This window comes from Novosphingobium sp. BF6, assembly GCF_058273105.1.
Map to the genome: position 1 here is coordinate 3,073,817 of NZ_CM177775.1, position 23,491 is coordinate 3,097,307.

The window sequence follows — 23,491 nt, forward strand, 5'->3', positions numbered from 1 at the left end:
CGGCCGGAACGTGTTATTTTCCACTTTAACCCGCTTGACCGGAAATGGAACGATGAGCACGTAAGGCGCGATGAACGATACGACACCAGACAGCCTGATCCCCTACGACGAAATCGTCCAGGAGGCCCTGCGCGCCGTTGTCGGCCGCGTGCTCGGCCAGGTCGAGGACGCGGGCGGCGTCCTGCCCGGCGCCCACCACTTCTACATCACCTTCAAGACCGGCGCGCCCGGCGTGACGGTTCCCCCCGAACTGCGCGCCCGCTTCCCGGACGAGATGACGATCGTTCTCCAGAACAAGTTCTGGGACCTTGCGGTGCGTGAGGACGGCTTCACCGTCAGCCTCAGCTTCAACCAGATGCCCTCCAAGCTGGTGATTCCCTTCTCGGCGATCACCGCCTTCGTTGATCCGGCAGTGGACTTCGGCCTTCAGTTCCAGGCCGTGGAGGATGACGAGGACGAAGACGATATCGCCGCCCCGGAGAACGATTCGGAACGCGATGTGGCCTCGCGCATTACTCCCAGCGAAGACGGCTCGAACGTCGTGTCGGTCGATTTCGGCAAGAAGAAGTAAGACGGGCTGGCGAGGCCCGAGAAGGCAAGCTTCATGGGCGTCGTTTCCGTTCCTAGAAAAGTCGGCCAGAGCGTCGGCAACAGCGTCGGCAGGGGCGTGAGCAAGGCCGGAACGGCGGTTCGGAACACCGCCGGGAAGGCGCTGGACAAGGCCAGCACGCTCAGCGGCCCCAGCCCGAACACCGCCACCAACCTCGCCATTGCCGACATCGCCCTGCGCGGCGGCACCTTCCTGGCCCGGCGCGCGATGGAACATGCGCTGCTGGGCAAGCGCTATACCCCGGAAACGGCGGCGCAGATCCTGCGCGGGCGCTCGTTCAGCCAGGCGATGCTCCATACCGCCATCGCCCGCGTCGCGCTTGGTTCCGGTCCCGGCGCCGCGCTGGTCATCGGCGGCCTCGCCGCCAAGACGCTCTACGAACGCAGCCGCGCCCGCAAGGAGAAGCTGCGCGGCGAAAAGCAGATCCGGGCCATGGCCGAGGACGGTGAGGGCGAAACCGACCTCGTGCCGAAGATCGACAGATAGGCGCGTTTACTCCCCGGATTTGCCCTCTTGATTTACCGGCCGGGCCTCGGCATCGGGGCACATGGTCAACTCTCCGGAAAATCCTGCCGATACGCTCGCCCGCCGCGGGCTGATGCTCATTCTGTCCTCGCCCTCGGGCGCGGGAAAGACGACGATCGCGCGCATGTTGCTCGAACACGATCCGCACATTCGCAACTCGGTCTCCTGCACGACCCGCGCGCCGCGTCCCGGCGAAGTGGACGGCAAGGACTATCACTTTGTCAGCCAGGCCGAATTCGATCGCATGGCGGACGAGGGCGAATTCCTCGAATGGGCAACGGTGTTCGGCCATTCCTACGCCACGCCCAAGGCCCAGGTGAAGGCCGGTCTGAAGGACGGGCAGGACTACCTGTTCGACATCGACTGGCAGGGCACCCAGCAGCTCTACCAGAAGCTGGAGCGCGACGTCGTGCGCGTGTTCCTGCTGCCGCCGAGCATCGACGAACTGCGCCGCCGCCTGACCGGACGCGGCACCGACAGCATGGACGTGATCGCCGCCCGCATGGAGCGTGCCCGCTCCGAGATCAGCCACTGGGACGGCTACGACTACGTGGTGGTCAACGACGACATCGCCGCGTGCTTCGACAAGGTGCAGCAGATCCTCTACGCCGAACGCATGCGCCGCGCCCGCCAGACCGGGCTGATCGGCTTCGTTCGCGAACTGATGGTTCCCTGAGCGCTGGTTTGAAAAATCCGCCATAGGCGGATTTTGGCGGCACCAGCCCACGCGCCCACCCGACCTCCCACTCAAGTATACTGCCGATGGGAGGTCGGGTGGGGGCGTGGGCTGGTGCCGCCTCGAAAATGCCCTGGAAGGGCATTTTCCAAACAATCCTGACCCGACTTTTTCCTGCCTCGGCGGGCACCTGCGCCGGGTTCACGCGTAGATAACCGGAAACGCTCGGCACGGGAGAAGATCATGACTCTGCGACGAAACCCGCTGGTGCAGGCCCTGCCATGGGCTTGCCTCTTCGCCCTTTCGGCCTGCGGTTCGGCTTCCCGCGAGGAAGCGACCGCAAGCCCTCAGGCCAGCGCGACGGATACAGAACAGCCCGCCGCCACGGCAGCCCCCCCGTCGCAAAGCCTGCCGCCTGCCGAGCCGCTGTCCTGCGCGGAGGAGATCGGCGCCACCGCCGCGCAGAAACGTGCGGACTTGTGCCGCAATGTCTCCCCGGCCACGCATCCGCCCTGCAACGTCGCCAATTCCTGCGCAATGATCGAGGACGAGATCGCTCGCAGCTGCGCGCTGTTCGATTCCAAAGGCGACCCGATGCCCGAATGCGCCGTCGATCCCAGAAGCAAGGAAGCGGCCGCCGCAGTCGTCGAGCGCTACTATTCCGCACTCAACGCGCGCGATTATGGCACGGCCTGGCAGCAATGGGGCGACAACGGCCCGCCGAACCAGACTCTGGAGAAATTCCAGGCCGGTTTCGCCCATACCCGTTCCACCCATGTCGCGATCGGCAAGCTGGAGCCGGGAGATGCCGGGGCCGGCTCGATCTACCAGCCCGTTCCGGTTACGATTGACGCCACGCTCGACGACGGCACCCACCAGCGCTTTCGCGGCACTTACGTGGTTCGCCGCGTGAACGATGTGGACGGTGCCAGTGCTGCGCAGCTGCGCTGGCATATCGATTCGGCCAAACTCACACCTGCGCGTTGAGGTCGGGCATCGGCGGCGGGTCCTCTCCTCCGCCCGCCCCACCCGTTTCCTCCGTCGAGGCGAGGACCCGCTTCCTAAGCCGAGCGCAAGATCGATGGGATCGACATCGGCGCCCTTTGCCTCAGCTTATGGCCGCCCGAGTCCTTCTTTCTTGTCCTCGCCCCCCGCACCCTTTAGGCGCGCCTGCGAACCTGCCTTTTGGCCGACTTTCTGGAGACGCGAACATGTCCGAACTCGAAACCGCGATCGAAGCCGCCTGGGATGCGCGCGACACCGTCACCCCCGCCAGCGAAGACGTGCGCAAGCTCGTCGACGAAGCGCTCGGCCTCATCGAATCGGGCGCCGCCCGCGTCGCCGAGCCGGACGGTAACGGTGGCTGGAAGGTCAACCAGTGGCTGAAGAAGGCCGTGCTGCTTTCGTTCCGCCTCAACGACAACGCCCCCGTCGCGCACGGCGCCGGTGGCGCGCCCGCCTTCGACAAGGTGCCGGTGAAGTTCGACGGCTGGGCCGACGAAGACTTCCGCAAGGCCGGTTTCCGCGTGGTTCCGGGCGCCGTCGCCCGCCGCGGCACTTACATCTCGAAGGGCGTCGTGCTGATGCCGAGCTTCGTGAACATCGGCGCCTACGTCGGCGAAGGCACCATGGTCGACACCTGGGCGACCGTCGGCTCCTGCGCGCAGATCGGCAAGAACGTCCACATCTCGGGCGGCGTCGGCATCGGCGGCGTGCTTGAACCGCTCCAGGCCGGCCCGGTCATCATCGAGGACAACTGCTTCATCGGCGCCCGTTCGGAAGTGGCCGAAGGAGTCGTCGTCGGCGAAGGCGCGGTGCTGTCGATGGGCGTCTACCTCGGCGCCTCGACCAAGATCGTCGACCGTGCGACCGGCGAAGTCCACATCGGCAAGGTTCCGCCCTACTCGGTGGTCGTCCCCGGCTCGCTGCCCGGCAAGCCCCTCCCGGACGGCACCCCCGGCCCGTCGCTTTACTGCGCGGTGATCGTCAAGACCGTCGACGCGCAGACCCGCTCGAAGACCGGCATCAACGAACTGCTGCGCGACTGATCGCGACTTCGACACTGCTTCCGGAAGGGGTCGGATGGCACGCCATCCGGCCCCTTTCGCGTTTCGGGAACCGAACAGCCTGCCGGGCGTTTTCGTAGTCGGCCCTAAATGTACGGCGGCCGCGGAAAGCCGCTCCCAAAGCTGCGGGCCATGGGAGAGCCGAGATGCAACGCATCGGTGACGAAGTTCATCTGGACGAGGACGAAGCCCGCTCGGGCAGCACGCCCCATATCGTGCGCTATGTCTTGATCGCCAGCCTGTTACTCGCGATTCTGGCCATGTCCGCGATCTGGATTTCGCGTGCCTGGTGGGACCAGCCGCCGCCTCAGGGGCATCCGGTCACGGCCGAGGAACACGCGCTGGGCGGTTGAACGGTCGAATTCGCTTGCCAGAGCGGCCGACTCGACTGATCCTGTCCCCGGAAAACAAGGAACTGCGCGCTTCCGGGCGATGCAGAGTTCTCAGGACAGGAGAAGCGGATGCAGGATGAGGTAATCACGCCCTCGCACGGCCGTCACGCCGCGCGCATTCCCCATGGCAACGCCACGCTGAAAATTCTTCCGCATATTCTGGCCGCCATCTTCGGCGTCTTTGCGGTGGCAATCGCGATTCTCTGGCTTTCCATCGGCATCTGGAGCCGCCCCGACCCGGATCAACTCGCTCCCGGCGCCGCGCAGCAGCAGGCGCCAGCCGAACCCACGCACAAGCTTTAGAAAAAGCGAGCCGCCGATGGAGGCGTGTCCCGAGCATGGCCAAGGCCGCGCTCCCGCCATGGACCTGCCGTTCGCCCCCCGACGTACGACCGGCCCCTGCACCGACGGCTCCCGTGTGAACGACGGTCAGGCGCCGTTCTCTACTGGTCCGATCCTGCGTTCGGTGGCGCGTGTATTCGCCATGTCCCGCAGCGAGGACAGGGCGTTGCAGAAATTTAACGCCCTGTCGGGCGAACCTTTCAGTCCACCATCGCCGGAGCGGGTTTCGCGCGAGCATAGTCAAGACGCGAAGGGGAGAGCTTGATCGTCCAAAGGCGGCGTCCTAGCCCTTGGCCATGGGAGAGTTCGACTACATCGTCGTGGGCGGCGGCAGCGCCGGCTGCGTGCTGGCGAATCGGCTGAGCGCGGACCCGCGCCGCCGCGTGCTCCTGCTGGAGGCGGGCGGCAAGGACGATTACATCTGGATCCGGGTGCCGGTGGGCTATCTCTACTGCATCGGCAACCCGCGCACCGACTGGTGCCTTTCCACCGAGGCGGAAGCCGGTCTGAACGGGCGCAACCTGCGCTATCCGCGCGGGAAAGTGCTGGGCGGCAGTTCCTCGATCAACGGCATGATCTACATGCGCGGGCAGGCGGCCGACTACGACCATTGGCGACAGGCAGGCAATCCCGGCTGGGGCTGGGACGACGTCCTGCCCTACTTCACCCGCGCCGAGGACCATTATGAAGGCGCCAGCCCCTTCCACGGCAGCGGCGGCGAAATCCGGGTGGAGAAACAACGTCTGCGTTGGGACATCCTCGAAGCCTTCCGCTCCGCCTGCACCCAGCAGGGCATTCCCGAGGTTTCCGATTTCAACCGGGGGGACAACGAAGGCTCCGGCTTCTTCCAGGTCACGCAGCGCCGGGGCTGGCGCTGGAGCGCTTCCGACGCTTTCCTGAAACCCGTACGCAGCCGCGCCAACCTCAAGGTCGTGACCGGCGCCGCAGTCGACCGCGTGCTGTTCGAACAGGGCCGCGCCGCAGCGGTGATCTACACGGTCGGCGGCGAGGAGAGGACCGCCCACGCCTGCGGCGAAGTCGTGCTTTCGGCAGGTGCCATCGGCTCGCCCGCGATCCTCGAACGCAGTGGCGTGGGCGCGGCGGCCCGGCTTTCTGGTCATGGCATCACGCCGGTGCTGGACCTTCCCCAAGTTGGCGAGAACCTTCAGGACCATCTGCAACTGCGCTGCGCGTGGCGCGTCACCGGGGTTTCCACGCTCAACGGGCGCGCGGCCAGTCTCTTCGGCAAGGCGCGGATTGGTCTGGAATATGCCCTCAGCCGCAGCGGGCCGATGGCCATGGCGCCCAGCCAGCTCGGCATGTTCACCCGCAGCCATCCACGCCATGCCACTGCGAACCTGGAGTACCACGTCCAGCCGCTCAGCCTCGAAGCCTTCGGCGGCGCGCTGGACCCGTTCCCGGCCTTCACTGCCAGCGTCTGCAACTTGCGGCCGGAAAGCCGGGGCAGCACCCATGTCACCGGCGCCGATCCCGCCGCCGCACCGAGCATCCGGCCCAACTACCTCTCGACCGAGGAGGACCGGTTCGTCGCGGCGCAGTCGATCCGGCTGACGCGGGAGATCGTCGCCCGCCCGGCCCTGGCCCGCTACGCCCCGCAGGAACTGCGCCCCGGCCCCGAATTCGCCAGCGACGAAGACTTGCGCCGGGCGGCGGGCCTGATCGGCACGACCATCTTCCACCCGGTCGGCACCGCAGCGATGGGCCGCGTGGTCGATGCCCGGCTGCGGGTCATGGGGATGGACGGCCTGCGCATCATCGACGCATCGGTCATGCCGACGATCACCTCGGGCAACACCAATGCACCGACGATGATGATTGCGGAAAAAGGGGCGGAAATGATGCTGGCCGATGCCCGTTAGCGGGCGGCCTCGAATTGTTTACGCCAGAAGCGCCCGCGTGCGGGCCACCACTTCCACGAGGTAGTCGCGCGCCGCCTCCACGCCGAGCGCGGCCTGCGGCAGGGCCATGTCCAGCCCGAGCGTCTTGCCGCGCGGCAGCGCATCGACGAATTCGCGTAGCGGCAGGTCGCCTTCACCCGGAATCAGCCGCCCACCGCCCGGCTCGCCATCCCCCTTGAGCATGGCATCGCAAAGCCGGACGTGGCCGATCAGCGCGGCATCGAGTTCGGCCAGTTCCCGCGCGGCGCCGCCGGAGCGGAAGAAATGCAGCGCGTCCACCGTCACGCTCACCCGGTCCCCGCCGATGTGGGCGACCAGCGCCAGCGCCTCGGCAAGATTGCGGACGGTCATGATCGGCGAGAATTCGAAGGCGAAGTCCATGTCCCGCGCGCGGGCCATTTCGGCAAGGCGCGCCATGTAGTCGAAGGCCTGCCCGCGTTCGAGGCCATTGTCGCGCGCGCCGATGCGGCGGGTGCCGAGTTCGGCGAACACGTCCATGTCTGCCGCATGGTCTTCCGGCGTCAGCGTTGTCGAACCGTTGATCCCCTCGCCGAGGCCGATGCGCAGGCCTGCGTCCGTCAGCGCCGCCCTGACCTCGCGGCGAAGCGCCACGTCCTCGCGCAGCGACCACGGCGCATAGCCCTCGGGTTGCCCGGCCGGTTGCTCCAGCCCCAGCGACACCGCCTTGCATTCCATCTGCGCGGCAAGGCGGACATGCTCGACCGGACCCATGCCGGCGACCGTGCGCATGTCGATGCCAAGGGGATGGGGCATGATGATAACCTCGTGAACCGTGGAGGGATGTGAAGACATCCTGAATAGCCGTCATTTCCCGCGCCGCGAAGCCTCGATCGCAGGAAAGCCACAGTTCGCGCGCCTTCCCCCTGCTCGCCGCCCGCTCCGCCTTTCGAAACAGCTTGACGGCAAGGCCCGCCCCGGCGACGGGCAGGGCCTTCATCGACAAGGACAGACCCCAGCCATGATCGCATCCGTTTCCCTGCCTTCCGGCGTCACTTTCGCCAACGACCGGCCTTTCGTGCTGATCGGCGGCATGAACGTGATGGAGAGCCGAGAGGCAGTGATGGACGTGGCCGCCGAATTCGTGCGCGTCACCGGGGACCTCGGCATTCCCTATGTGTTCAAGGCCAGCTTCGACAAGGCGAACCGCTCGTCGATTGCCTCGTTCCGCGGCCCCGGCCTCGACGAGGGCATGAAGATCCTGGCCGAAGTGAAGGATCGCTTCGGCGTGCCGGTGCTCACCGACGTCCACGAGCCGTTCCAGGCCGAGGCGGTGGCCGAAGTCGCCGATATCCTCCAGCTTCCCGCCTTCCTCGCGCGCCAGACCGACCTCGTGGTGGCGCTGGCCCGCACCGGCAAGGTCATCAATGTGAAGAAACCGCAGTTCCTCGCCCCGCAGGAAATGCGCCACATCATCCGCAAGTGCGAGGAAGCCGGGAACGGCCAGGTGCTGCTCTGCGAGCGCGGTTCCTCGTTCGGCTACAACAATCTCGTCGTCGACATGCTGGGCATGGACGAGATGAAGGCGATGGCGCCGGTGGTGTTCGATGCCACCCATGCGCTCCAGCGCCCCGGCGGCCGCACGGACAGCGCCGACGGTCGCCGCACCCAGGCCGCCGCGCTCACCCGCGCGGGCATGGCGCTGGGCATCGCCGGGCTGTTCCTGGAAGCGCACCCCGATCCCGACAAGGCGCTCTGCGACGGCCCCTGCGCGCTGCCGCTGGACCGCCTGCGCGCCTATCTTCAGCAGGTTCAGGCCATCGACCGCGTGGTCAAGGCCTTCCCCCCGCTCGATATCGACTGAGGTGAAGTGGCGCGGCCCGCCTCTTAGGCGATGCCGCGCTCTTTCAGAATGCGCTCGATCACCGGCTTGTCGCCCGGATTGTTGAGTTCGATCGCGTCCCACGACAGCGAATCGAGCGTGACCACCGAGACCGGCAGGCCGAGGTCGAGGAAGCGCAGCTGCTCCAGCCCTTCGAGCAGTTCAAGCTCGCAGGGCGGTGCCGCGACATAGCGCTCCAGCGCCTCGCGGCGATAGGCATAGAGACCGAGATGCAGGTGCACCGGCGGGAATTCCCGCGCCGCCGCTTCGGCCGGAAGATAAGGCAGCACCCGCTTCGAGAAATAGAGCGCCCGTCCCCGGCCGTCGATCACGGCGGTGGTCCCGCCGACGCGACCTTCGGCCTGGTCCTGCACCAGATGCTCGTAGACCGAGCGCGAGGCGCGAACCGCCGGGGTCGCCATGATCGCCTCGGGATCTTCCAGCAGGCGATCCACCAGCGCGGGCACGACACCCGCAGGGGACAGCGGCGCATCGCCCTGCAGGTTCACCACGACATCCGCCACCGGACCGAGGGTTGCAATGGCCTCTGCACAGCGCTCGGTGCCGTTGGCGCAATCGGGCGAGGTCATCACCACCTGCCCGCCGAAGCTTTCCACTTCCGCGGCGATCCGCGCGTCGTCGGTGGCAACCCAGACGCCGGCGGAACCGGGTACGCCCATGGCGCAGTCCCAGCTACGCCGGATCAGGCTGCGTTCCTCGCCGGTGGCCCCGGCGAGACGAACGAGCGGCTTGCCCGGGTAACGGCTCGACGCATAGCGCGCCGGGATGACGATCGCAAAACTGGTAGACGTCACGGAAAGGTCAGCTCAGCCCTGCGCGGAGGAAGTCGTGCAGGTGGATGATGCCGACCGGGATCTGGTTGATCGTGGCGACCATCTCGTCCTCGACCACGGCGCAATTGGGGCCGTCTTCACCGACCACGAAAGCGCAGGTGATCTGGGCATCGTTAAGGAAGCGCAGGGCATCCTCGGCCGCCATGTCGGCGCGCAGCATCTTCGGGCGCGGCGTCATGACTTCGCGCGCGCAGACCTGGTCGAGCATCTTGAAGTGACGGCGCAAGTCGCCGTCGGTGATGATCCCGGCCAGGCGGCCCGCCGGATCGACCACCCCGGCGATGCCGAAGCCCATCGAGGTCATGCAGGTGATCACATCATCCATCGGCAGGTCGAGATCGACCAGCGGCAGCTTGTCCACGCCGTGCATGATCTGGCTGACCGAAGCGAGACGCAGGCCGATCGAACCGCCGGGATGAAGCGCCTTGAGGCTCTCGCGCGAGATGCCCTGCATGTCCATCAGCACCATCGCGATCGCATCGCCGAGCGCGAGCTGCTGCGTGGTCGAGCTGGTCGGCGCAATATTGGCGGAGCAGGCCTCGGTCGCGACAGGCAGCAATACGCAGACGTCGGAACGACGCTCGACCAGCGAATCGACGTAGGAGGTCATGCCGACGACGGGAATGCCGCAGCGCTCGGCATGGTCGAACAGCACCTGAAGCTCGGCAGTATTGCCCGAGTTGGAAATGGCGAGCACCACGTCGCCCTCGACCACCATGCCGAGATCCCCGTGCGCGGCCTCGCCGGGATGGAGGTACATGGCGGGAGAGCCGGTGGCGGAAAGCGTTGCCGCGATCTTGCGCGCGATATGGCCCGACTTGCCGACCCCGGCGACGACGATGCGGCCGGAAGCACCGGCCAGAAGCTGACAGGCCTTGGTGAAGCTCGTTCCCAGCGACGCGCCGAGCTCGTCCAGCGTGCGAGCCTCGATATCGATGACTTCGCGCGCACGGGACACGATGAAATTGCTAGCCCCGACGGCTATCGGGACAACCGAATTCGACAACTTTACCCCCCTGGCAGCGTGCTTTCGATGGATTCGCATCGCCTATACCTTGCTTGTCGCAGCGCACAACTCCCGACTCCTGACATGTATTGTTAGGCATCGGCATAATCCGCGATTTTGTGCTAAGCAGCATGAGCAAGTCTGTAAACCCCGCAATACCGCCGTTTTCCTCCATTTACCGCAAATCCGGCACAGGGGTCGGTCAATAGAAGCGCGATATAGTTGACGGAATTTAATCGTGACATTTTTGCGGCAAACAAACCCGGCCCATTCAGTTTGACGCATCTACGGGACGACGCCTGCCGACACGCTGCCAGGGCTGGCCCGCCACTTTCTCGAACTTGTCCCGGATCGCCCAGAGCCAGCCGATACGACGCTCGGCAAGGCCGGGCAGACTGAGCAGATCGCCGCCCAGCCAGGGCAGGAACGGGTTCCGCCGCGAATAGGACCAGATCTCCACGCGCTCGATCGGCCGCACCGAGTCGCCACGCGCGTGAAAGCCCAGGGTGTCGGCGACGACCAGTGTGTTGCCGGGCACCGCGAGCGGCTTGGGCGGGGGGAGCCGCATCTCCGCCAGATCCTCCGCGCTTACCCGGGGCGATCCACGTGCGGAAAGGCGATCGATCGCGTCCGGATCGGCCAGGCTGCGGCGATATTCCCAGTCCAGCCGCTCTTTCGTCAGGCGATGCGAGCCGGGCACGAAGGTGAAAGGCGCTTCGTCCGCCGTGACCGGGTTGAGGAAGAGCCAGGCCTTGAGCGAGGAATGGAAGGCATCGGCATGGAGCGCTTCCTGCGGGTCGGCTTCGTTGCTGGCATCGTGGGTAACGATGGTCTGGATATAGTGCACCGGACGGATCCGGAAACCGGCGACATATTCGAACAGGGCATTGAGATCGCGGCGATCCAGCACTCCACGCAGCTGCGGAATCGCGTGCAGCATGGCCGGATCGATCGCGAGGCGGCGGGTGATCGCATCGCCCTGCCGCATCTCGCGCGCTTCGCCTTCGTAGGAGAGGATCGCGGCGCGCAAGGCGGCGAACCGTTCAGGCGGAATCACGTTTTCGATCGCGACATAGCCGTCACGGTCGAAGGCCTCGCGCCAGTCCGCGCGAACCTTTTTAGCCAGCCGCCAGCGCCGCCAGGCACAGAGCGCGCCGGCCAGCCTGACCCGCCCCCGATGCAGCCCCAATCGATTGAGTCGCGGTGAGCCGATCAGGGGATTGTCGAGAAAACTTTTGGCCGATGTCCCTAGCTGAAAGAGCCAGACAGGTGACAGGAGTAGCAATTTTATCGACTTCGGAACTCTCATAGGAAGGGCGCTACCGATTTCCCGAAAGCAGGGCAACAGCCCGTTGGGGCAATCGTCGGCGACGGATTTCGTCTTCTTCGGGGCGCTGAACAGGCTTGGCCGAATACCCGGCTCAGCTTTTCAGGATGAGAAGATACATGAGGATGGGTTCTTCCAGCGGCATCGCGCTGGCACTGGCCATCTGCCTTTCAGCGACACCGGCACGGGCAGATGAATGGGATGGTTCGCCGCCCTTTTCGGCACCGGAAATCCCCGCAACCGACACCTCGATCGGGGCCTTGCCGATCACCGTATCGCGATGGAATCTCGCCGATATCGCCTCTCCCGAATCCTCGCCCGCCCTGATCGACCTGACTCCGGCGACGCTTGCCCAGCCGGCGGAAGAGCCAGCCGATATCTACGGCCCTGCCCAGCCCCTCTCGCCCGGCGGTCCTCTCGACGCTTCGGGACATATCCCGCGCGAAGACGCTCCCTATCGCGGCTTCTTCCAGCAGGCCGGAACGATCAAGACCGAACTCGCGATCCTGTTCGTCTACATGGGCGCGCAAAGCATTCCCAAGCTCTTCAAGAAGACCGCCCCGTTCCATTTCAAGGACGAAGGCTGGTTCGGCAAGGACACCGCGAACATCGGCATGGACAAGCTCACCCATGCCTTCAACACCTACCTGATCGCCGACATTCTCCATGCCCGCCTGCACCGCAATACAGAAGGTTCGGAAGGCGATGCCGTGACCGCAGGCGTCCTCGCCGCCGGTGTCATGGCGCTCAACGAGATATCGGACGGTATCGAGACCGACAGCGGCTATTCGATGCAGGACATCGCCATGAACCTGACCGGCGCGACGCTCTCCGTGCTGCGCAACACGGTGCCGGGCCTGAAGGACAAGTTCGCCTTCAAGATCGAGATCATGCCGAACGACCAGATCTACAGCCACGTCGGCAAGAAGCACTATGCGCAGCAGCGCTTCCTTTTCGCCCTGAAAGGCGCCGGGTTCGAAGGCCTCCAACACAGCCCGCTGCGTTTCCTCGATCTCCAGATCGGCTATTACGCCACCGACTTCCTCAACAGCGACCGCGCCAGGGGTATCGAACCCAAGCGGCACCTGTTCTTCGGTCTCGGCCTGAATCTGGGCGAACTGCTGTTCGGCCGCTCGGAGTCGCGGTTCGGCAAGGCCGCCTATTCGGTGCTCGATCACGTCCAGCTTCCCTATACCTCGCTGCGTGTCGACACGCACGGCGACTTCGGCCATTGGTGACGGCTAGCTTCCCGTTCAGACCCTCAAGGCCCGCCGATCATGAACCGAAATCTCACGCCTGCCGTCGAGCAGGCGATGCGCGAGGCGGCACGTCTCGCCATCCTGCCGCGTTTCGGCACCGCGGGCGCTGCCCCGGTAGAGGACAAGGCCGAGAACCCCGGTGACAGCGAGCCGGTAACTGCCGCTGATCGGGAATGCGAAGCGATCCTGTCCGATCGCCTCGCGGGCCTGATCCCCGGCGCTCATGTCGTCGGCGAGGAAGCCGTGCATCACCGGCCGGAACTGCTGGACCAGCTCGGCTCGGGCACCTGCTGGATCGTCGACCCACTGGACGGAACCGCCAATTTCGCGGCGGGAACCGGTCCCTTCGGCCTGCTCGTGGCGCTGGCGCAAGACGGGATTCCGGTCGGCGGCTGGATCCTCGATCCGCTGTCCGGCCGCTTCTGCGCGGCGCTCTCGGGCAAAGGCGCGACGATCGACGGCGCGGCGTTCCGCGCACCGTCCGTCGAACCGACGCGTCCGATCGTCGCGGTAACACGGCTCATTCCCGACAAGGAGCGACGCGCGCGCCTGCTCACCGCTCTCGCCAAGGATGCCGAAGTGCTCGACAGCCCCCGCTGCGCCGCCGACCAGTACCCCCGCATCGCCACGGGCGGCAACCATGCGACCCTGTTCACCCGCACCCTGCCCTGGGACCACGCGGCAGGCGTGCTGTTCCTCAACGAAGCCGGAGGCCGCGCCGCCCGACCCGACGGCACCGCCTATCGCTGCGACGACCGGCGCGAAGGCCTGATCGCCGCTGCCTCGCAGAAGACGTGGGAATGGGCGGCGGATCGCCTCTCGACACTTGGCGATTCGCTTGTCGTGCAGCTAGAGACCGCGCGATGACGGTTCCCTTCCTGCGCATCCCGCCCTTTCCGGGCCATCGCGCCGCGCCTCTCGCCGAGGCCTCCCCCAGCCGCAATGCGGACGATCGGAGCTTGGCCGCCGCTCTGCGCGAAGCACGCGTCGGCGGTGCTTACTGGGGCAAGCCGGCCTCGCTACCCGAAGGCCGCTCCATTGTCGTTTCTGCGACAAAACCCGAAATAGCAGGCGAAGCCACGCGGTATCTGCGCGCAGCAGGCTTGGAATCGCAAGCCGTCTCGTTGGATCGCCTGCCCGCCGATGCCGATCCTTGGAGCCTCTGCGCCGCCGCCGATCTCGTGATCGCCGATGCCGACGACGAACTGCTGCTGGTCGCCGCCCTCTCCGGCTGCCGGGTCGAACCGCTCGGCACGGGCCGCTTCGCCGCGCTGGCCGACGCCACGATGCTGGAGGAGACACTCGCCGCCGAACTCGGACGCTGGACCTATCGCGATCCCTTCACCGGCGATGTGCTGGAACCGCGACAGGCGATCACAGTGCTGGCCCGCTGGCGCCGCCTGATCGACGCGAACCGCGCCGTCGCCGCGATCTATGGAATCGCGCCATGGAAGCGCATCACCGCCGACGCCCTGCTCTGGGACGGCTCCGGCCCGGTGCGCCACGCCAGGGCCGCCGAGCTTCCCGCCCCGCTCCCCACCGGAGCCTCGCAAGTGCTCGCCTGGATCGCGCGCAGCGACGCCCGCACCCTGTCGCGGCTCGAATCGCGCGGCGTGCGGATCGGCGAGATCGAGGACGGCATGATCCGCTCGACCGGCCTCGGTGCCAATTGCGTGCCGCCGCTCTCGATCGTCGTCGACGCGCACGGCCCCCACTTCGACCCCGCCCAGGCGAGCGAGCTGGAACTGCTGCTCGAAACCGCGACGATCCCCGAGGACATGCTCCGCCGCGCGGTGGCCTTGCGCGAACGGCTCGTTTCGGGCGGGATCAGCAAGTACGGACAGGACGCCGAACGCCTCGCCGGGACAAGAGAGACCAGCCGCAAGCAGGTGCTCGTGACCGGACAGGTCGCGGACGACCGCTCGGTGCTGCGCGGCGGCGGCGGGCTGGACAATCTCGCCCTGCTGCGCCGCGCCCGGGCCCATGAACCGGACGCGCACATCGTCTTCAAACCCCATCCCGATGTCGAGGCGGGCCACCGCAAGGGCCACGTCCCCGATGCCGAGGCGCTGCAACATGCCGACGAGATCGACCGCACCTCCTCGATCGCCGCGCTGCTAGACCGGGTCGATGCCGTGCATGTCCTGACGTCGCTAGCCGGGTTCGAGGCACTCATGCGCGGCCGCGAAGTCGTCACTCACGGTGTGCCGTTCTACGCCGGATGGGGCCTGACCCACGATCTTGGCGCCGTGCCCGCCCGCCGCACCCGCCGGCGCGGGCTCGACGAACTGGTGGCGGCCACGCTCATTCTCTACCCCCGCTACCTCGACCCGGTCACCCGCCTGCCCTGCGAGCCGGAAACCCTCGTGGAGCGGATCGCGGGGGGACAGGCCGAAGTCCGCTCCGGCCTCATCCGCCTGCGCGAGGCCCAAGGCCGGATTAAGCGCCTGCTGGGCTGGATGATGGGCCGATGAAGGCCGTTCTCAGCCGACCGAGCAGCCGTCGCCCTCGCTGACTTTCGACCCGTCCGGCTTGTACCAGGTGGCGATCGGCCCGGTCTGCTCGTCGTAATAGCAGACCGAGGATACTGTGTTCGTCGTTGCATCGACGTGGATTGCATAGTTGTGGGCGCCGCAGTCGTGCTGCTGGCACTGCGAGGCGGCGATGTCGTTGTCCTTGCGCATTACCGGCCCGACCGGCCCCTTTATCGCCGCGATGGCGGCGAGGACCTTCGGATCGGTCACCGCGCGGGACAGGCCTTCCTGCACCACGGGATGCTGGAAGAACGCATAGTCGCCCACTTTGTCGAGAGGGTACTTGCCGACATAGGCAGACAGGCTGGCCACCGCGCCGGTGGGGGCGCCGGTAGCGGCTTCGTCCGTTGCAACGCCCGCATCGGTCGGCTCGGTGACAAGGGAGGAAGGCACCGCGTCAGGCTCGGCGCCCTTGTTGCAGCCCGTCAGGCTGCCAAGAGCGAGAACGAGAGCGCCGCCCGCCGCCAGGGCGCGCCAATCAGGGTCATGCATCCGGTATCCTCCGTCACGTTCGACTCCTGTCGAATCGCATCGGAGCATCGCCGGTTCCCGCCCTCCCTGCAATCGCGCCGGAGAAAGTCCGATTTGTCAGCCCGATCGCTCAGCCGCGGATCGCCGGACGCAAGCGCATCGCGAAGGACAGCACGAAGGGCCAGAACAGCGTGGCGATCACGTCGCCGATCGTATCGTGCCAGGCCCAGGACCCATGCGCGAGCCGGTCGATATATTCGTTTCCGAGTTCGAGGATCACCACCATGGCCAGCGGCCAGTTGGAGCTGAGCTTCTTCTTCATCAGAATCGCGGTGAGAAGCCATATCGTCAGGCCCGCGTAAGTATGCGCGAACTTGTCGGGGGCCGGGCACTGCGCGACGATCCAGGTTATCGCGCGCTCATATTGGTGGACGAATTCCATGCCGCCTTATGCTGCGCCGCATCATCCCGGTCCAGTCGGAACGCAGTCATGGCAATGGAGGGACCCGCCGCCCCCGAAACATCAGGGCGCGACCGACCTCAGTCCGCCGCGCCCTGACTTTCTCCCTTCCCTCGGCCTTTTGCCGCACATGCCTACAACGCCCGCCTAGGCGCCGTACTGCAGCACATGCCGCCTGCTCCCTGTCGTCAGACCAGCTCGCGCCGGAGCCTGACCGAGGGGTCGTCGATCGCGTCGCGCCCCGTATTGCTGGCGTTTCCCGATAGACGATCCGCCCTCATCCAGGGAACAAACCGTCGCCACGCCGTCGCAAAACGATCGGGGCGAATCCCGGTTTGCATTGGATGAGGGCGAAATCGTCCGCTCGGGGAACCGGGCTATCCTGCATGAGAGCGGCACCGATCATGCTCAGCGTCATCGCAGTGCTCGCTTATCGGCCCGCACGTAACGAACCGGCTTCGATCCGATTTGCCACGAACGGGACAAGTTCCGCCTGCGATACCGTCATGAATTGCTTCACGACGTCCTTAATTCCTGGCCCTCTTCCCAGTCGGCACCGTCTTTCGCGGCCCGCCTCTCTTCTGGCTGAACACATAGCAGGCGATCAAGGAAACCGGAAGCGATCATTGGCGCAAACCCGCGGGATTCCGATATTTTGCACTGCGAAAAGAATTCGGCATGCCCTGCGATCCCACCAAGACGCTGACGTACTTGGGCCTCCACCTGACGGTAGGCTTCACCGTTGCCCATGTAATGACAGGGTCGCTGGCCCTCGCGGGTGGGATCGCGCTTGTAGAACCCGGCATCGACGCGGTAGCATTCCGGTTCCACGAACGCGCCTGGAAACGATTCAATGCTGCATCCGCTAACGTCGAAAATCCGGGCTTTCCGGCATTGCACCCTGCCTGAGCATCCGTTTGCGCCATGACAGGGCGTCAGCGAATCGGGAACGACATCTGCGGCGTCGCGTTTGCCCAGGTTCGCGGCCGAAATGTTCCGCATCCCTTTTTGCCCATCCCTTCCCGTAAATCCATGAAAGGAACACCGGCATGACGACGAACTCAGCCTCCGCCCGCTACACAGGTCTCGGCAAGGAGGGCAAGGGCGCGATCACCACCCGTTCGGGCGTGCTCAGCGACCAGCCCTATGGCTTCGGCACCCGCTTCGAAGGCCAGCCGGGCACCAATCCCGAGGAACTGATCGCCGCCGCCCACGCTGCCTGCTTCACCATGGCCACCAGCTTCGCGCTGGCCAAGGCGGGCTTCGCCGACGGTACGCTGGACACCCAGTGCACGGTCACGCTCGACAGCGCCGACGGCGGCTTCGCGGTGACCAAGTCCGCGCTGACGCTCAAGGCCAGCGTTCCCGGGATCAGCGCGGAAGATTTCGAGCGACTGGCCGACGAAGCCAAGGCCGGCTGCCCGATCTCGAAACTGCTGAACTGCGAGATCACGCTCGAAAAGACGCTGGAAGGCTGAGCATTTCCAGGTTGACCGTTTAGGGTCAAAAACTCGGAAAAAGCAGTATCAAAGTCCTAGGGTGTCTTCACCGAACGTGAAGACGCCCTAGGAAAAGCCGTCGTCGCCTGTCATGGCCGTCGTTTCAACGAAAGGACGATCATGGCAGGCGACGACGAAGATTATGTCTACGACGAGGAGAGCGGCGAATGGATGCCCGCCTCCGAACTGGCAAGCAAACGCGCCGCCGCGAATGCAGTGGAAGTGCGCGATGCCGTCGGCAATCTGCTGGCGGACGGCGATCAGGTCACGCTGATAAAGGACCTTGAGGTCAAGGGCGCGGGGCAGACGCTCAAGCAGGGTACGCTCATCAGGGCGATCCGTCTGACCGGCGATCCGCAGGAGATCGACTGCAAGTACCCCGGCATCAAGGGCCTGGTCCTGCGCGCGGAATTCGTGCGCAAGCGCTGAATGGGGTCCCCGGCCGCCCTCCACGGAACGGCCCGGAATTTCAGGCGTTTTACTCTCGGAAGGGGGCAATCGGAGAACCGCATTGCCGATGAAGACGCCAATGAAGATTCCCATGCTCGGCGCGGTGGTCGCCGCCATCGCGCTCGGAGGCCTGGCGGGCGCTTGCCTGCCTGCCGGGGCCGAGGCGGACGATCCGCCGACAGCAGCCCAGACGCCCCGCGAAGCCGCCTCTTCGCCCCGTCCGGACGCTCAGCGCGGCCCGGAGGCGCCCGAAGTTTCCCCGCCGCTCGGCCGCTGACGATCCGTCCAGGCACAGCCCTGCCGGGTCTCTTCACCGATTTTCAGCATTACCGTTAAGGGATAGGCACGATCGGACATCCCGTCGCTGCATTGTCCCGGTGCGACCGCCAATGTCAGTTCGGCACCGCCGCGCATCCCGGTGAACGACAGCCCGCCGCGCCCGGCAAAGCGTGTGACAGGGATGATCTCCCCCGTTTGTGAGTCCGGCGTGGAATAGGTCATCCGCTTGCCGGTTACGTCGCCACCCCAGAACGGTTCCGTACCAAGAAAGTGAACGGTGTCTCCAACACCGATTTCGTGGAAGGGCACGTGGTCCCCGGCGTCTCCCGGCATGTCCTTCCCGCCGCCATGGCAAGCCGCCACTGCGAAAGCGGCTCCCAGAGCCGCCACGTATCCAAACCCGACACGTCGCATGGCTGCATGAGCTTTCTTCATGGCCCGACTTCTATCGGCCTCACGCAAATCACGCAATCGAGACCTCCTGCGAAGCGCTGCATCATCCTCAACGGCCACCGATTCGCCCGAAAGAGAACGTTGGTTCCGCGCCGAATCAACGAAATTTTAGGTCAGGACCATTTTTTCCGGCATTCCAGTTACCGCTAACACAATCAATCGTCGCAGGAATTTGCAAAGTTGCACTTTGTGCAACACCAGTGGCAAGTAATGCCATTGCGACGGCAGCCCCCGACAGACATGTTGCACTGCAACAAGATAAGGGGTGCCCAAGGCAATCTCCTATCGCTGAGACTAAGGATTTTGCCATGCTGAAGACCGTTTTTGCCGCTGGCGCCGCTTTCGCCGCCGTTGCCACCACCACTGCCTACGCTGATGAAACGCGCGATTTCTCGCACGACGGCGTGCACTACAACTACACGACCGAGCAGAAGGGCAAGGTTACCGTGATCTCCGGCACCGCCCAGGGTCAGGTTCCCTTCCGCCTTTACGTTTCGGGCAACCGCGTGACCGGCACCTACAACTCGCGCAACGTGAACTTCCGCCTCGCCGACGCCAAGGGCGCCCTGGCCCAGGCCGCTGCCGAGTAAGGCACCTTATCAGGGCTTCGGCCTGAATGAAAAAGGGCGCTCCCCAGCCGGGTGAGCGCCCTTTTTGGTGCCTGGAACCCGGCTTTCAATGCCGTTTCTGAAGTACCTCCTCGTGCCGGATAAGGCGGATTTCCAGATCGCCGCCTTCCTCGAAGCCGTGCTTGGCTGCAATCATGCCGCGCATTTCCTCGATGGCGAGTTCGTCCGAATCCGGCGGCACCTTGTAGCGCGCCAGGACCATCCCTTCCTCGACGTCGATCACGCTGAAATGGCTGGAAATGCAGGAGGCGGCCAGAGCATCGAGATCGAGGCCGTCCGCCAGGTTCCAGGTCTTGCCCTCGCGCGATCGGATGCGCTTGCGGCAGTAGCGGCAAGTGCAAATCAGCGTTCCGTCGTCCTCCCGCTCCCGCCGTCCATCGGGTTCGTGGACGCGCGAGAACCAGCAGGGCGTGAGCGAATAGGCGTCTGACCGTTTCGTAAACATGCGTTCACCATGTCACTGCGAGATGAACGGTTCCTTTTCACGGGCATAGGTATAATCCCCATTGCCCAGAGCATTAGCCGCCAAAACCATTCACCTCACCGACATCGGGCCTCGGATAGGCCTATATTGGGAAGGTGAGGCTGGCGTGACGTGGAGTTGAAATGGGTTTCGGCAAATGGTTCCTGGTGCTGGCCGCAGGCGGCGTCGGCGCAGGCGTGGTCGTTGCGGGCATGACGACCGGCCGGATGCAGAAGTATCCGGAAGGCTATGCCCTAGGCGGTGAGGCGCGCCAGTCTTCGCGCGGCGATCGCGCCTATGCCGCAGAGGAAGAGCAGGGCTACGCTCTTTCCGACGACGACTATACCGGCAGCGACCACTCCGGTTTCGGCCCTCCGCGCGGACGCATGGTCATGCTCGGCGGTCCTGGCTGGGCCGATGACGGGTACTCCGCTCCCGCTCCGCGCTGGAGCGACGAAGACGGCGGCGGTGATGCGCCCCGCTTCATCGCCGCCCCGCCGCGCGCCCTGCCCGCCCCGCAGGGCTACATGCCGCAGCCGACCGCGCCGCGGAACTCCGGCTCGGCAAGCCCCTTGTCCCCCGGCCGCGATTCCGCCGCCGAATCGGCCGCCCGTGCCGCCGGAGCCGCCGCCGATGTCCTCGCCGCCGAGCGCGAGGGCGCCTGACGGATCCGTCCTCAGGCCAGCGTCAAGAAGACTTCCGCCTCGATTACCCACTGGCCGCCCAACTCGCGCCACTTGGCCGTGTAGGTCCCGGACGCCGCCAACACGTCGGAAGTGCTGTCTATGCCCTTCCAGCGCCCGTACTCCATCGCGATCGGCTCGACCGGCGAGATCGTGACCTGCTCCGGCGTACGGGTGTAGACCAGCCGCGCCGCGCCCGCGAACTCGCGGCGCCAGACTTTAACCTGCCCCATCCGCCCCGAGATCAGCGCGCTGTCGGTGCCCGTCACCATCACGCAGTCCCGCGTGAGGATCGGCCCGATGGCAGCGGCGTCGCCCTCGGCGATCGCCCGGTTGAATGCCGCCCGCCGGGAACGGATCGCGAGTTCCGCCGCGCTCACGCGTGACCGTCGGCACGGACGGGATTGGCCGCCGATTGCCCGACGACCGTGGCCCAGCGTCGTACCGTCCAGCGCTCGACAATGCCTTCGGTCACATAAGGATCGGCCCTGGCGAAAGCCTCTGCCGGTTCCGGCCCCTCGCCTGCAAACAGCAGCAGCGCGGTATCGACCGGGTCCTCCACCGCCCCGCCGAGCACCAGTTCTCCGCGTTCCACCGCCGCCCAGGCCAGCGCCAGATGCGGCTCGCGGTACTGCGGACGGCGCTCCAGATAGTCCGGCGCGAGATGGTAGGTCAGCAGATAGTGATTCATCGCAGGGCTTTCGTGCTTCGAAGTAAGACCAAGGGCCTTACACGAAAGCCGGCGGGTGTGGCGCGCGGGAAGTCGAAAATTCCTGTTTCTCAGGAACAGCCCTCGACATACCCCAGCACCGGCATCGTTCCGACGTGGATCAGCTTGACCTTCCCGTCCTGCCCGATCTCGAACCGGAGTGCCGGGTCGCCGCTTCCGGCATTGGGCGCCGTGAGATACTTTGCCGGAGAGCCCTCATACTTGTGTGGTTCCTCCCGGAAGCCCGCGAACCACTTCTTCACATCGGCCTCGCTGGAGCCGACACCGATCCCTTCGATCAGTGTGACCTCGGAGCGCTGGCCAAGCGTGATGCGTTGCACTTTGCCTTGCTCGACGATGGCGTAAACGCCCGGATAGTCTGGCGAGGTCACCGTGCGGCAGGCATCGCTCTGCTGCGCCCCGCGCTCGGCCCAGGACGACCCTGCAGGCACCGCCTGGCCGATCTTCAGATCTCCCAGCCCTTCCAGCGACAGCACCTTGGGATCGGCAGTGGCCATGGGCGTGGCGACAGGCGCTTCGGAGACGGTTTCGTCCGTCGTGGCGGAAGAGGTGGCCGTATCGCTGGGCTGTTCCGGCGCCTTGGTAGGCTCGGGCGAACAGGCCGCAAGAGCGACGGCGAGAACCGATGCGGTGAGAAGATTTTTCATGGCGGCTACAACGAAGGGGAAGGCGCGAGGTTCCGAATGGTGACATCGCGCCGCGCTTCGAACCTTTTAACCTTTGCGAATGGGTGAGAGGCTCCCATCGAACGGCGGTTTTCCGAGAGCCTGCTCATCTTACGACGGCAATGTGGACGGTTCCAGAATGGCAGGTTTCAGGTAGACACCGGAAATTGCGGCCGGATCAAAAAACGCCTTCGCCTCGTCGATCCGCAAGCTTGGCGATCAACGCCATCGCCGCTGCCGGTGCCCGTTCCTTTGCGCCGTTGATGAAGAACAGGAACACATCGCGCCCTGATTGCGACCATTCCTGGGCGCGTCCGGCCCAGAGATCCAGTTCGGCGTCAGGGTAGCCCTGCTCGATCCCGGCCTGCGCGTTCTGGAGACGGGCGTAGACGAAGGGGCCTGCCTCGGCGGCCTCCGTAAAGGCCGGGTACTTGGAACTGTCGGCAAGGATGACGGCGACACCGGCCTTGCGGGCGAGATCGAGAAAGGCCGGATCGTCGAAGCTCTCGTGACGCGGTTCGATGGCGTGGCGCAGAGCGACGCCCTCATGGCTCGCCGGCAGCAGGGCGAGGAAAGCGGCGATCTCCTCGGGGTCGAACCGTTTGGTGGCGGCCAGTTGCCAGTTGATCGGACCCAGCCTGTCGCCGAGTTCGACGATCCCCTGCTCGATGAAATTGGTGACGCTCTCTCCCGCTTCGGCGAGGTTCTTGCGGTTCGTGCAGTAACGCGAGCCTTTGAGCGCGAACTTGAACCCGTCCGGCACCGTATCGCGCCACTTGGCGAAGCTGGCCGGTTTCTGGCGGCCGTAGAACGTGGCGTTGATCTCGGTGCCGGTGAGGTGCTGGCCGACATATTCGAGTTCGCGCGCCTTGGAGACGCCCTTGGGATAGAACGTCTCGCGCCAGGGATCATAGCTCCAGCCGCCGATGCCGATATGGATCGCGCCGGAGCCTTGCGCGCTCACCGGGGCTTGGCCCGCGAAAGGCGGCGACGATTCGCGGTCACGCGCTTGCGATAGTGGCGGACGGCCTTGTGCGCGGTCTTTTCGGGAGACGCGAGGCCGCCGGTGGCCAGCTTGATCGCCAGTTCGGCATTGGCCTGAAGCTTTTCCGTGACCATGAGCATGTTTTCGCGGTTGCTGCCGCGCCCGGTCATCATGTCCGTCGTCCGCATGCCGATAACGATCATCGAATCGGCCCAGAGCCTGTAGCTGTCGTGCGCCAGTTTCATCCAGTCGTCGGCGGGGGTGCGCATGAAATCGGATCTCCTTGGAGGTCCGACCCTAGCACTCTTCGTCGCCCTCGCGAAGGCACCCTTCCGCTATTCTTCCCGTATAGGGGCCGGGAAGAAAGCGGAGGG

At 65.6% G+C, this 23,491-nt stretch carries 31 protein-coding genes; 18 read left to right on the plus strand and 13 right to left on the minus strand.

Annotated elements, in window-relative coordinates; genetic code table 11:
- The first annotated feature begins 70 nt into the window (after positions 1-70).
- The 8 genes from AC4D6D_RS14965 (at position 71) to AC4D6D_RS15000 (ending at position 6,491) form a co-directional block, all read left to right on the plus strand.
- Positions 71-571 (plus strand): SspB family protein, encoded by a 501-nt coding sequence (locus tag AC4D6D_RS14965; RefSeq protein ID WP_491325908.1) that lies wholly within the window; start codon positions 71-73, stop codon positions 569-571.
- A 33-nt stretch (positions 572-604) separates the two neighbouring features.
- A complete protein-coding gene (locus AC4D6D_RS14970) occupies positions 605-1,096 on the plus strand; it encodes a hypothetical protein (protein WP_491325909.1) in 492 nt (163 codons plus the stop codon).
- Positions 1,097-1,157: 61 nt separating this feature from the next.
- Entirely contained in the window at positions 1,158-1,811 is a 654-nt protein-coding gene (gmk, locus tag AC4D6D_RS14975) for a guanylate kinase (RefSeq protein WP_147219529.1), read from the plus strand.
- Positions 1,812-2,054: 243 nt separating this feature from the next.
- The gene (locus AC4D6D_RS14980) at positions 2,055-2,798 is read left to right on the plus strand and encodes a hypothetical protein (RefSeq protein WP_147219528.1); all 744 of its coding nucleotides are present in this window, start codon (positions 2,055-2,057) and stop codon (positions 2,796-2,798) included.
- A 224-nt stretch (positions 2,799-3,022) separates the two neighbouring features.
- Positions 3,023-3,859: a 2,3,4,5-tetrahydropyridine-2,6-dicarboxylate N-succinyltransferase gene (gene dapD / locus AC4D6D_RS14985; RefSeq protein WP_491325910.1), complete on the plus strand. Its 837-nt coding sequence runs from the start codon at positions 3,023-3,025 to the stop codon at positions 3,857-3,859.
- 164 nt (positions 3,860-4,023) lie between these two features.
- Complete coding sequence (locus AC4D6D_RS14990; RefSeq protein ID WP_147219526.1) at positions 4,024-4,230, plus strand: hypothetical protein; 207 nt, start codon at positions 4,024-4,026, stop codon at positions 4,228-4,230.
- A 108-nt stretch (positions 4,231-4,338) separates the two neighbouring features.
- Positions 4,339-4,572, plus strand: coding sequence for a hypothetical protein (locus AC4D6D_RS14995; protein ID WP_147219525.1), 234 nt, complete (start codon positions 4,339-4,341; stop codon positions 4,570-4,572).
- Positions 4,573-4,907: 335 nt separating this feature from the next.
- On the plus strand, positions 4,908-6,491 hold the full coding sequence (locus tag AC4D6D_RS15000; protein WP_491325911.1) for a GMC family oxidoreductase: 1,584 nt from the start codon (positions 4,908-4,910) through the stop codon (positions 6,489-6,491).
- 18 nt (positions 6,492-6,509) lie between these two features.
- Here the strand turns inward: AC4D6D_RS15000 and AC4D6D_RS15005 are convergent, their stop codons facing one another.
- A complete protein-coding gene (locus tag AC4D6D_RS15005; RefSeq protein ID WP_491325912.1) occupies positions 6,510-7,304 on the minus strand; it encodes a sugar phosphate isomerase/epimerase family protein in 795 nt (264 codons plus the stop codon).
- A gap of 205 nt (positions 7,305-7,509) precedes the next feature.
- Here AC4D6D_RS15005 and kdsA point away from each other — a divergent pair, with 205 nt between their 5' ends.
- A complete protein-coding gene (gene kdsA, locus AC4D6D_RS15010; protein WP_491325913.1) occupies positions 7,510-8,352 on the plus strand; it encodes a 3-deoxy-8-phosphooctulonate synthase in 843 nt (280 codons plus the stop codon).
- 23 nt (positions 8,353-8,375) lie between these two features.
- Here the strand turns inward: kdsA and AC4D6D_RS15015 are convergent, their stop codons facing one another.
- The 3 genes from AC4D6D_RS15015 to AC4D6D_RS15025 all read right to left on the minus strand — a co-directional run bounded on the left by AC4D6D_RS15015 (position 8,376) and on the right by AC4D6D_RS15025 (position 11,539).
- Complete coding sequence (locus AC4D6D_RS15015) at positions 8,376-9,185, minus strand: 3-deoxy-manno-octulosonate cytidylyltransferase (protein WP_491325914.1); 810 nt, start codon at positions 9,183-9,185, stop codon at positions 8,376-8,378.
- Positions 9,186-9,192: 7 nt separating this feature from the next.
- The gene (locus tag AC4D6D_RS15020; RefSeq protein ID WP_491325915.1) at positions 9,193-10,182 is read right to left on the minus strand and encodes a KpsF/GutQ family sugar-phosphate isomerase; all 990 of its coding nucleotides are present in this window, start codon (positions 10,180-10,182) and stop codon (positions 9,193-9,195) included.
- A 319-nt stretch (positions 10,183-10,501) separates the two neighbouring features.
- The gene (locus tag AC4D6D_RS15025; protein WP_491325916.1) at positions 10,502-11,539 is read right to left on the minus strand and encodes a phytanoyl-CoA dioxygenase family protein; all 1,038 of its coding nucleotides are present in this window, start codon (positions 11,537-11,539) and stop codon (positions 10,502-10,504) included.
- Positions 11,540-11,676: 137 nt separating this feature from the next.
- Between AC4D6D_RS15025 and AC4D6D_RS15030 the strand changes: the two genes are divergently transcribed.
- The 3 genes from AC4D6D_RS15030 to AC4D6D_RS15040 are packed head-to-tail and all read left to right on the plus strand — an operon-like array spanning position 11,677 to position 15,290.
- Positions 11,677-12,795 (plus strand): DUF2279 domain-containing protein, encoded by a 1,119-nt coding sequence (locus AC4D6D_RS15030; RefSeq protein ID WP_491325917.1) that lies wholly within the window; start codon positions 11,677-11,679, stop codon positions 12,793-12,795.
- A gap of 39 nt (positions 12,796-12,834) precedes the next feature.
- Positions 12,835-13,683 carry an inositol monophosphatase family protein gene (locus AC4D6D_RS15035; RefSeq protein WP_491325918.1) on the plus strand — a complete coding sequence of 283 codons (849 nt, stop codon included), beginning with the start codon at positions 12,835-12,837 and terminating at the stop codon, positions 13,681-13,683.
- On the plus strand, positions 13,680-15,290 hold the full coding sequence (locus AC4D6D_RS15040; protein ID WP_491325919.1) for a capsular polysaccharide export protein, LipB/KpsS family: 1,611 nt from the start codon (positions 13,680-13,682) through the stop codon (positions 15,288-15,290). Before AC4D6D_RS15035 ends, AC4D6D_RS15040 begins: the two co-directional genes overlap by 4 nt.
- 9 nt (positions 15,291-15,299) lie before the next feature.
- Here the strand turns inward: AC4D6D_RS15040 and AC4D6D_RS15045 are convergent, their stop codons facing one another.
- Together AC4D6D_RS15045 and AC4D6D_RS15050 are read right to left on the minus strand one after the other, a co-directional pair.
- The gene (locus AC4D6D_RS15045; RefSeq protein WP_491325920.1) at positions 15,300-15,842 is read right to left on the minus strand and encodes an Ivy family c-type lysozyme inhibitor; all 543 of its coding nucleotides are present in this window, start codon (positions 15,840-15,842) and stop codon (positions 15,300-15,302) included.
- A gap of 109 nt (positions 15,843-15,951) precedes the next feature.
- Complete coding sequence (locus AC4D6D_RS15050; protein ID WP_491325921.1) at positions 15,952-16,263, minus strand: hypothetical protein; 312 nt, start codon at positions 16,261-16,263, stop codon at positions 15,952-15,954.
- A gap of 696 nt (positions 16,264-16,959) precedes the next feature.
- On the opposite strand from AC4D6D_RS15050, the gene AC4D6D_RS15055 reads away from it, so the two are divergent.
- From AC4D6D_RS15055 to AC4D6D_RS15070, 4 genes are all read left to right on the plus strand, one after another.
- The gene (locus AC4D6D_RS15055) at positions 16,960-17,190 is read left to right on the plus strand and encodes a DUF2061 domain-containing protein (RefSeq protein ID WP_491325922.1); all 231 of its coding nucleotides are present in this window, start codon (positions 16,960-16,962) and stop codon (positions 17,188-17,190) included.
- Between the two features lie 140 nt (positions 17,191-17,330).
- Complete coding sequence (locus tag AC4D6D_RS15060) at positions 17,331-17,759, plus strand: OsmC family protein (protein ID WP_491325923.1); 429 nt, start codon at positions 17,331-17,333, stop codon at positions 17,757-17,759.
- A 141-nt stretch (positions 17,760-17,900) separates the two neighbouring features.
- Positions 17,901-18,209, plus strand: coding sequence for an alkylphosphonate utilization protein (locus AC4D6D_RS15065; protein WP_491325924.1), 309 nt, complete (start codon positions 17,901-17,903; stop codon positions 18,207-18,209).
- A gap of 100 nt (positions 18,210-18,309) precedes the next feature.
- Positions 18,310-18,507, plus strand: coding sequence for a hypothetical protein (locus AC4D6D_RS15070; RefSeq protein ID WP_186830009.1), 198 nt, complete (start codon positions 18,310-18,312; stop codon positions 18,505-18,507).
- On the opposite strand, the gene AC4D6D_RS15075 is transcribed toward AC4D6D_RS15070, so the two are convergent.
- The gene (locus AC4D6D_RS15075) at positions 18,459-18,944 is read right to left on the minus strand and encodes a COG3650 family protein (RefSeq protein ID WP_491325925.1); all 486 of its coding nucleotides are present in this window, start codon (positions 18,942-18,944) and stop codon (positions 18,459-18,461) included. The genes AC4D6D_RS15070 and AC4D6D_RS15075 overlap by 49 nt on opposite strands.
- 326 nt (positions 18,945-19,270) lie before the next feature.
- On the opposite strand from AC4D6D_RS15075, the gene AC4D6D_RS15080 reads away from it, so the two are divergent.
- Positions 19,271-19,552, plus strand: coding sequence for a hypothetical protein (locus AC4D6D_RS15080; RefSeq protein ID WP_491325926.1), 282 nt, complete (start codon positions 19,271-19,273; stop codon positions 19,550-19,552).
- Positions 19,553-19,637: 85 nt separating this feature from the next.
- Here the strand turns inward: AC4D6D_RS15080 and AC4D6D_RS15085 are convergent, their stop codons facing one another.
- On the minus strand, positions 19,638-20,036 hold the full coding sequence (locus tag AC4D6D_RS15085) for a hypothetical protein (protein WP_491325927.1): 399 nt from the start codon (positions 20,034-20,036) through the stop codon (positions 19,638-19,640).
- Between the two features lie 161 nt (positions 20,037-20,197).
- Here AC4D6D_RS15085 and AC4D6D_RS15090 point away from each other — a divergent pair, with 161 nt between their 5' ends.
- Positions 20,198-20,719 carry a hypothetical protein gene (locus AC4D6D_RS15090; protein ID WP_491325928.1) on the plus strand — a complete coding sequence of 174 codons (522 nt, stop codon included), beginning with the start codon at positions 20,198-20,200 and terminating at the stop codon, positions 20,717-20,719.
- An 11-nt stretch (positions 20,720-20,730) separates the two neighbouring features.
- Here the strand turns inward: AC4D6D_RS15090 and AC4D6D_RS15095 are convergent, their stop codons facing one another.
- The 5 genes from AC4D6D_RS15095 to AC4D6D_RS15115 form a co-directional block, all read right to left on the minus strand.
- Positions 20,731-21,117 (minus strand): YybH family protein, encoded by a 387-nt coding sequence (locus AC4D6D_RS15095; RefSeq protein WP_491325929.1) that lies wholly within the window; start codon positions 21,115-21,117, stop codon positions 20,731-20,733.
- Positions 21,114-21,428: a YciI-like protein gene (locus AC4D6D_RS15100; RefSeq protein WP_491325930.1), complete on the minus strand. Its 315-nt coding sequence runs from the start codon at positions 21,426-21,428 to the stop codon at positions 21,114-21,116. Before AC4D6D_RS15100 ends, AC4D6D_RS15095 begins: the two co-directional genes overlap by 4 nt.
- Positions 21,429-21,517: 89 nt before the next feature.
- Positions 21,518-22,114, minus strand: a complete 597-nt coding sequence (locus tag AC4D6D_RS15105) for a hypothetical protein (RefSeq protein WP_491325931.1) — start codon at positions 22,112-22,114, stop codon at positions 21,518-21,520.
- 196 nt (positions 22,115-22,310) lie between these two features.
- Positions 22,311-23,096, minus strand: a complete 786-nt coding sequence (locus AC4D6D_RS15110) for a DUF72 domain-containing protein (RefSeq protein ID WP_491325932.1) — start codon at positions 23,094-23,096, stop codon at positions 22,311-22,313.
- A complete protein-coding gene (locus tag AC4D6D_RS15115; protein WP_147219502.1) occupies positions 23,093-23,386 on the minus strand; it encodes a hypothetical protein in 294 nt (97 codons plus the stop codon). Before AC4D6D_RS15115 ends, AC4D6D_RS15110 begins: the two co-directional genes overlap by 4 nt.
- Positions 23,387-23,491 lie beyond the last annotated feature (105 nt).

Excerpts from the sequence above, each read along its gene's own strand:
- AC4D6D_RS15045 (WP_491325920.1), bottom strand. The coding sequence starts at position 15,842 with ATGCATGACCCTGATTGGCGCGCCCTGGCGGCGGGCGGCGCTCTCGTT.
- AC4D6D_RS15065 (WP_491325924.1), top strand. The coding sequence starts at position 17,901 with ATGGCAGGCGACGACGAAGATTATGTCTACGACGAGGAGAGCGGCGAA.
- AC4D6D_RS15000 (WP_491325911.1), top strand. The coding sequence starts at position 4,908 with ATGGGAGAGTTCGACTACATCGTCGTGGGCGGCGGCAGCGCCGGCTGC.
- AC4D6D_RS15100 (WP_491325930.1), bottom strand. The coding sequence starts at position 21,428 with ATGAATCACTATCTGCTGACCTACCATCTCGCGCCGGACTATCTGGAG.
- dapD (WP_491325910.1), top strand. The coding sequence starts at position 3,023 with ATGTCCGAACTCGAAACCGCGATCGAAGCCGCCTGGGATGCGCGCGAC.
- AC4D6D_RS14995 (WP_147219525.1), top strand. The coding sequence starts at position 4,339 with ATGCAGGATGAGGTAATCACGCCCTCGCACGGCCGTCACGCCGCGCGC.
- AC4D6D_RS15060 (WP_491325923.1), top strand. The coding sequence starts at position 17,331 with ATGACGACGAACTCAGCCTCCGCCCGCTACACAGGTCTCGGCAAGGAG.
- AC4D6D_RS15035 (WP_491325918.1), top strand. The coding sequence starts at position 12,835 with ATGAACCGAAATCTCACGCCTGCCGTCGAGCAGGCGATGCGCGAGGCG.
- AC4D6D_RS15115 (WP_147219502.1), bottom strand. The coding sequence starts at position 23,386 with ATGCGCACCCCCGCCGACGACTGGATGAAACTGGCGCACGACAGCTAC.
- AC4D6D_RS15070 (WP_186830009.1), top strand. The coding sequence starts at position 18,310 with ATGAAGATTCCCATGCTCGGCGCGGTGGTCGCCGCCATCGCGCTCGGA.
- AC4D6D_RS15050 (WP_491325921.1), bottom strand. The coding sequence starts at position 16,263 with ATGGAATTCGTCCACCAATATGAGCGCGCGATAACCTGGATCGTCGCG.
- AC4D6D_RS15055 (WP_491325922.1), top strand. The coding sequence starts at position 16,960 with ATGCCCTGCGATCCCACCAAGACGCTGACGTACTTGGGCCTCCACCTG.
- AC4D6D_RS14990 (WP_147219526.1), top strand. The coding sequence starts at position 4,024 with ATGCAACGCATCGGTGACGAAGTTCATCTGGACGAGGACGAAGCCCGC.
- AC4D6D_RS15090 (WP_491325928.1), top strand. The coding sequence starts at position 20,198 with ATGGGTTTCGGCAAATGGTTCCTGGTGCTGGCCGCAGGCGGCGTCGGC.
- AC4D6D_RS14980 (WP_147219528.1), top strand. The coding sequence starts at position 2,055 with ATGACTCTGCGACGAAACCCGCTGGTGCAGGCCCTGCCATGGGCTTGC.
- AC4D6D_RS15040 (WP_491325919.1), top strand. The coding sequence starts at position 13,680 with ATGACGGTTCCCTTCCTGCGCATCCCGCCCTTTCCGGGCCATCGCGCC.
- AC4D6D_RS15005 (WP_491325912.1), bottom strand. The coding sequence starts at position 7,304 with ATGCCCCATCCCCTTGGCATCGACATGCGCACGGTCGCCGGCATGGGT.
- AC4D6D_RS15085 (WP_491325927.1), bottom strand. The coding sequence starts at position 20,036 with ATGTTTACGAAACGGTCAGACGCCTATTCGCTCACGCCCTGCTGGTTC.
- AC4D6D_RS15080 (WP_491325926.1), top strand. The coding sequence starts at position 19,271 with ATGCTGAAGACCGTTTTTGCCGCTGGCGCCGCTTTCGCCGCCGTTGCC.
- AC4D6D_RS15075 (WP_491325925.1), bottom strand. The coding sequence starts at position 18,944 with ATGAAGAAAGCTCATGCAGCCATGCGACGTGTCGGGTTTGGATACGTG.
- AC4D6D_RS15105 (WP_491325931.1), bottom strand. The coding sequence starts at position 22,114 with ATGAAAAATCTTCTCACCGCATCGGTTCTCGCCGTCGCTCTTGCGGCC.
- AC4D6D_RS15025 (WP_491325916.1), bottom strand. The coding sequence starts at position 11,539 with ATGAGAGTTCCGAAGTCGATAAAATTGCTACTCCTGTCACCTGTCTGG.
- AC4D6D_RS14970 (WP_491325909.1), top strand. The coding sequence starts at position 605 with ATGGGCGTCGTTTCCGTTCCTAGAAAAGTCGGCCAGAGCGTCGGCAAC.
- gmk (WP_147219529.1), top strand. The coding sequence starts at position 1,158 with ATGGTCAACTCTCCGGAAAATCCTGCCGATACGCTCGCCCGCCGCGGG.
- AC4D6D_RS15030 (WP_491325917.1), top strand. The coding sequence starts at position 11,677 with ATGAGGATGGGTTCTTCCAGCGGCATCGCGCTGGCACTGGCCATCTGC.
- kdsA (WP_491325913.1), top strand. The coding sequence starts at position 7,510 with ATGATCGCATCCGTTTCCCTGCCTTCCGGCGTCACTTTCGCCAACGAC.
- AC4D6D_RS14965 (WP_491325908.1), top strand. The coding sequence starts at position 71 with ATGAACGATACGACACCAGACAGCCTGATCCCCTACGACGAAATCGTC.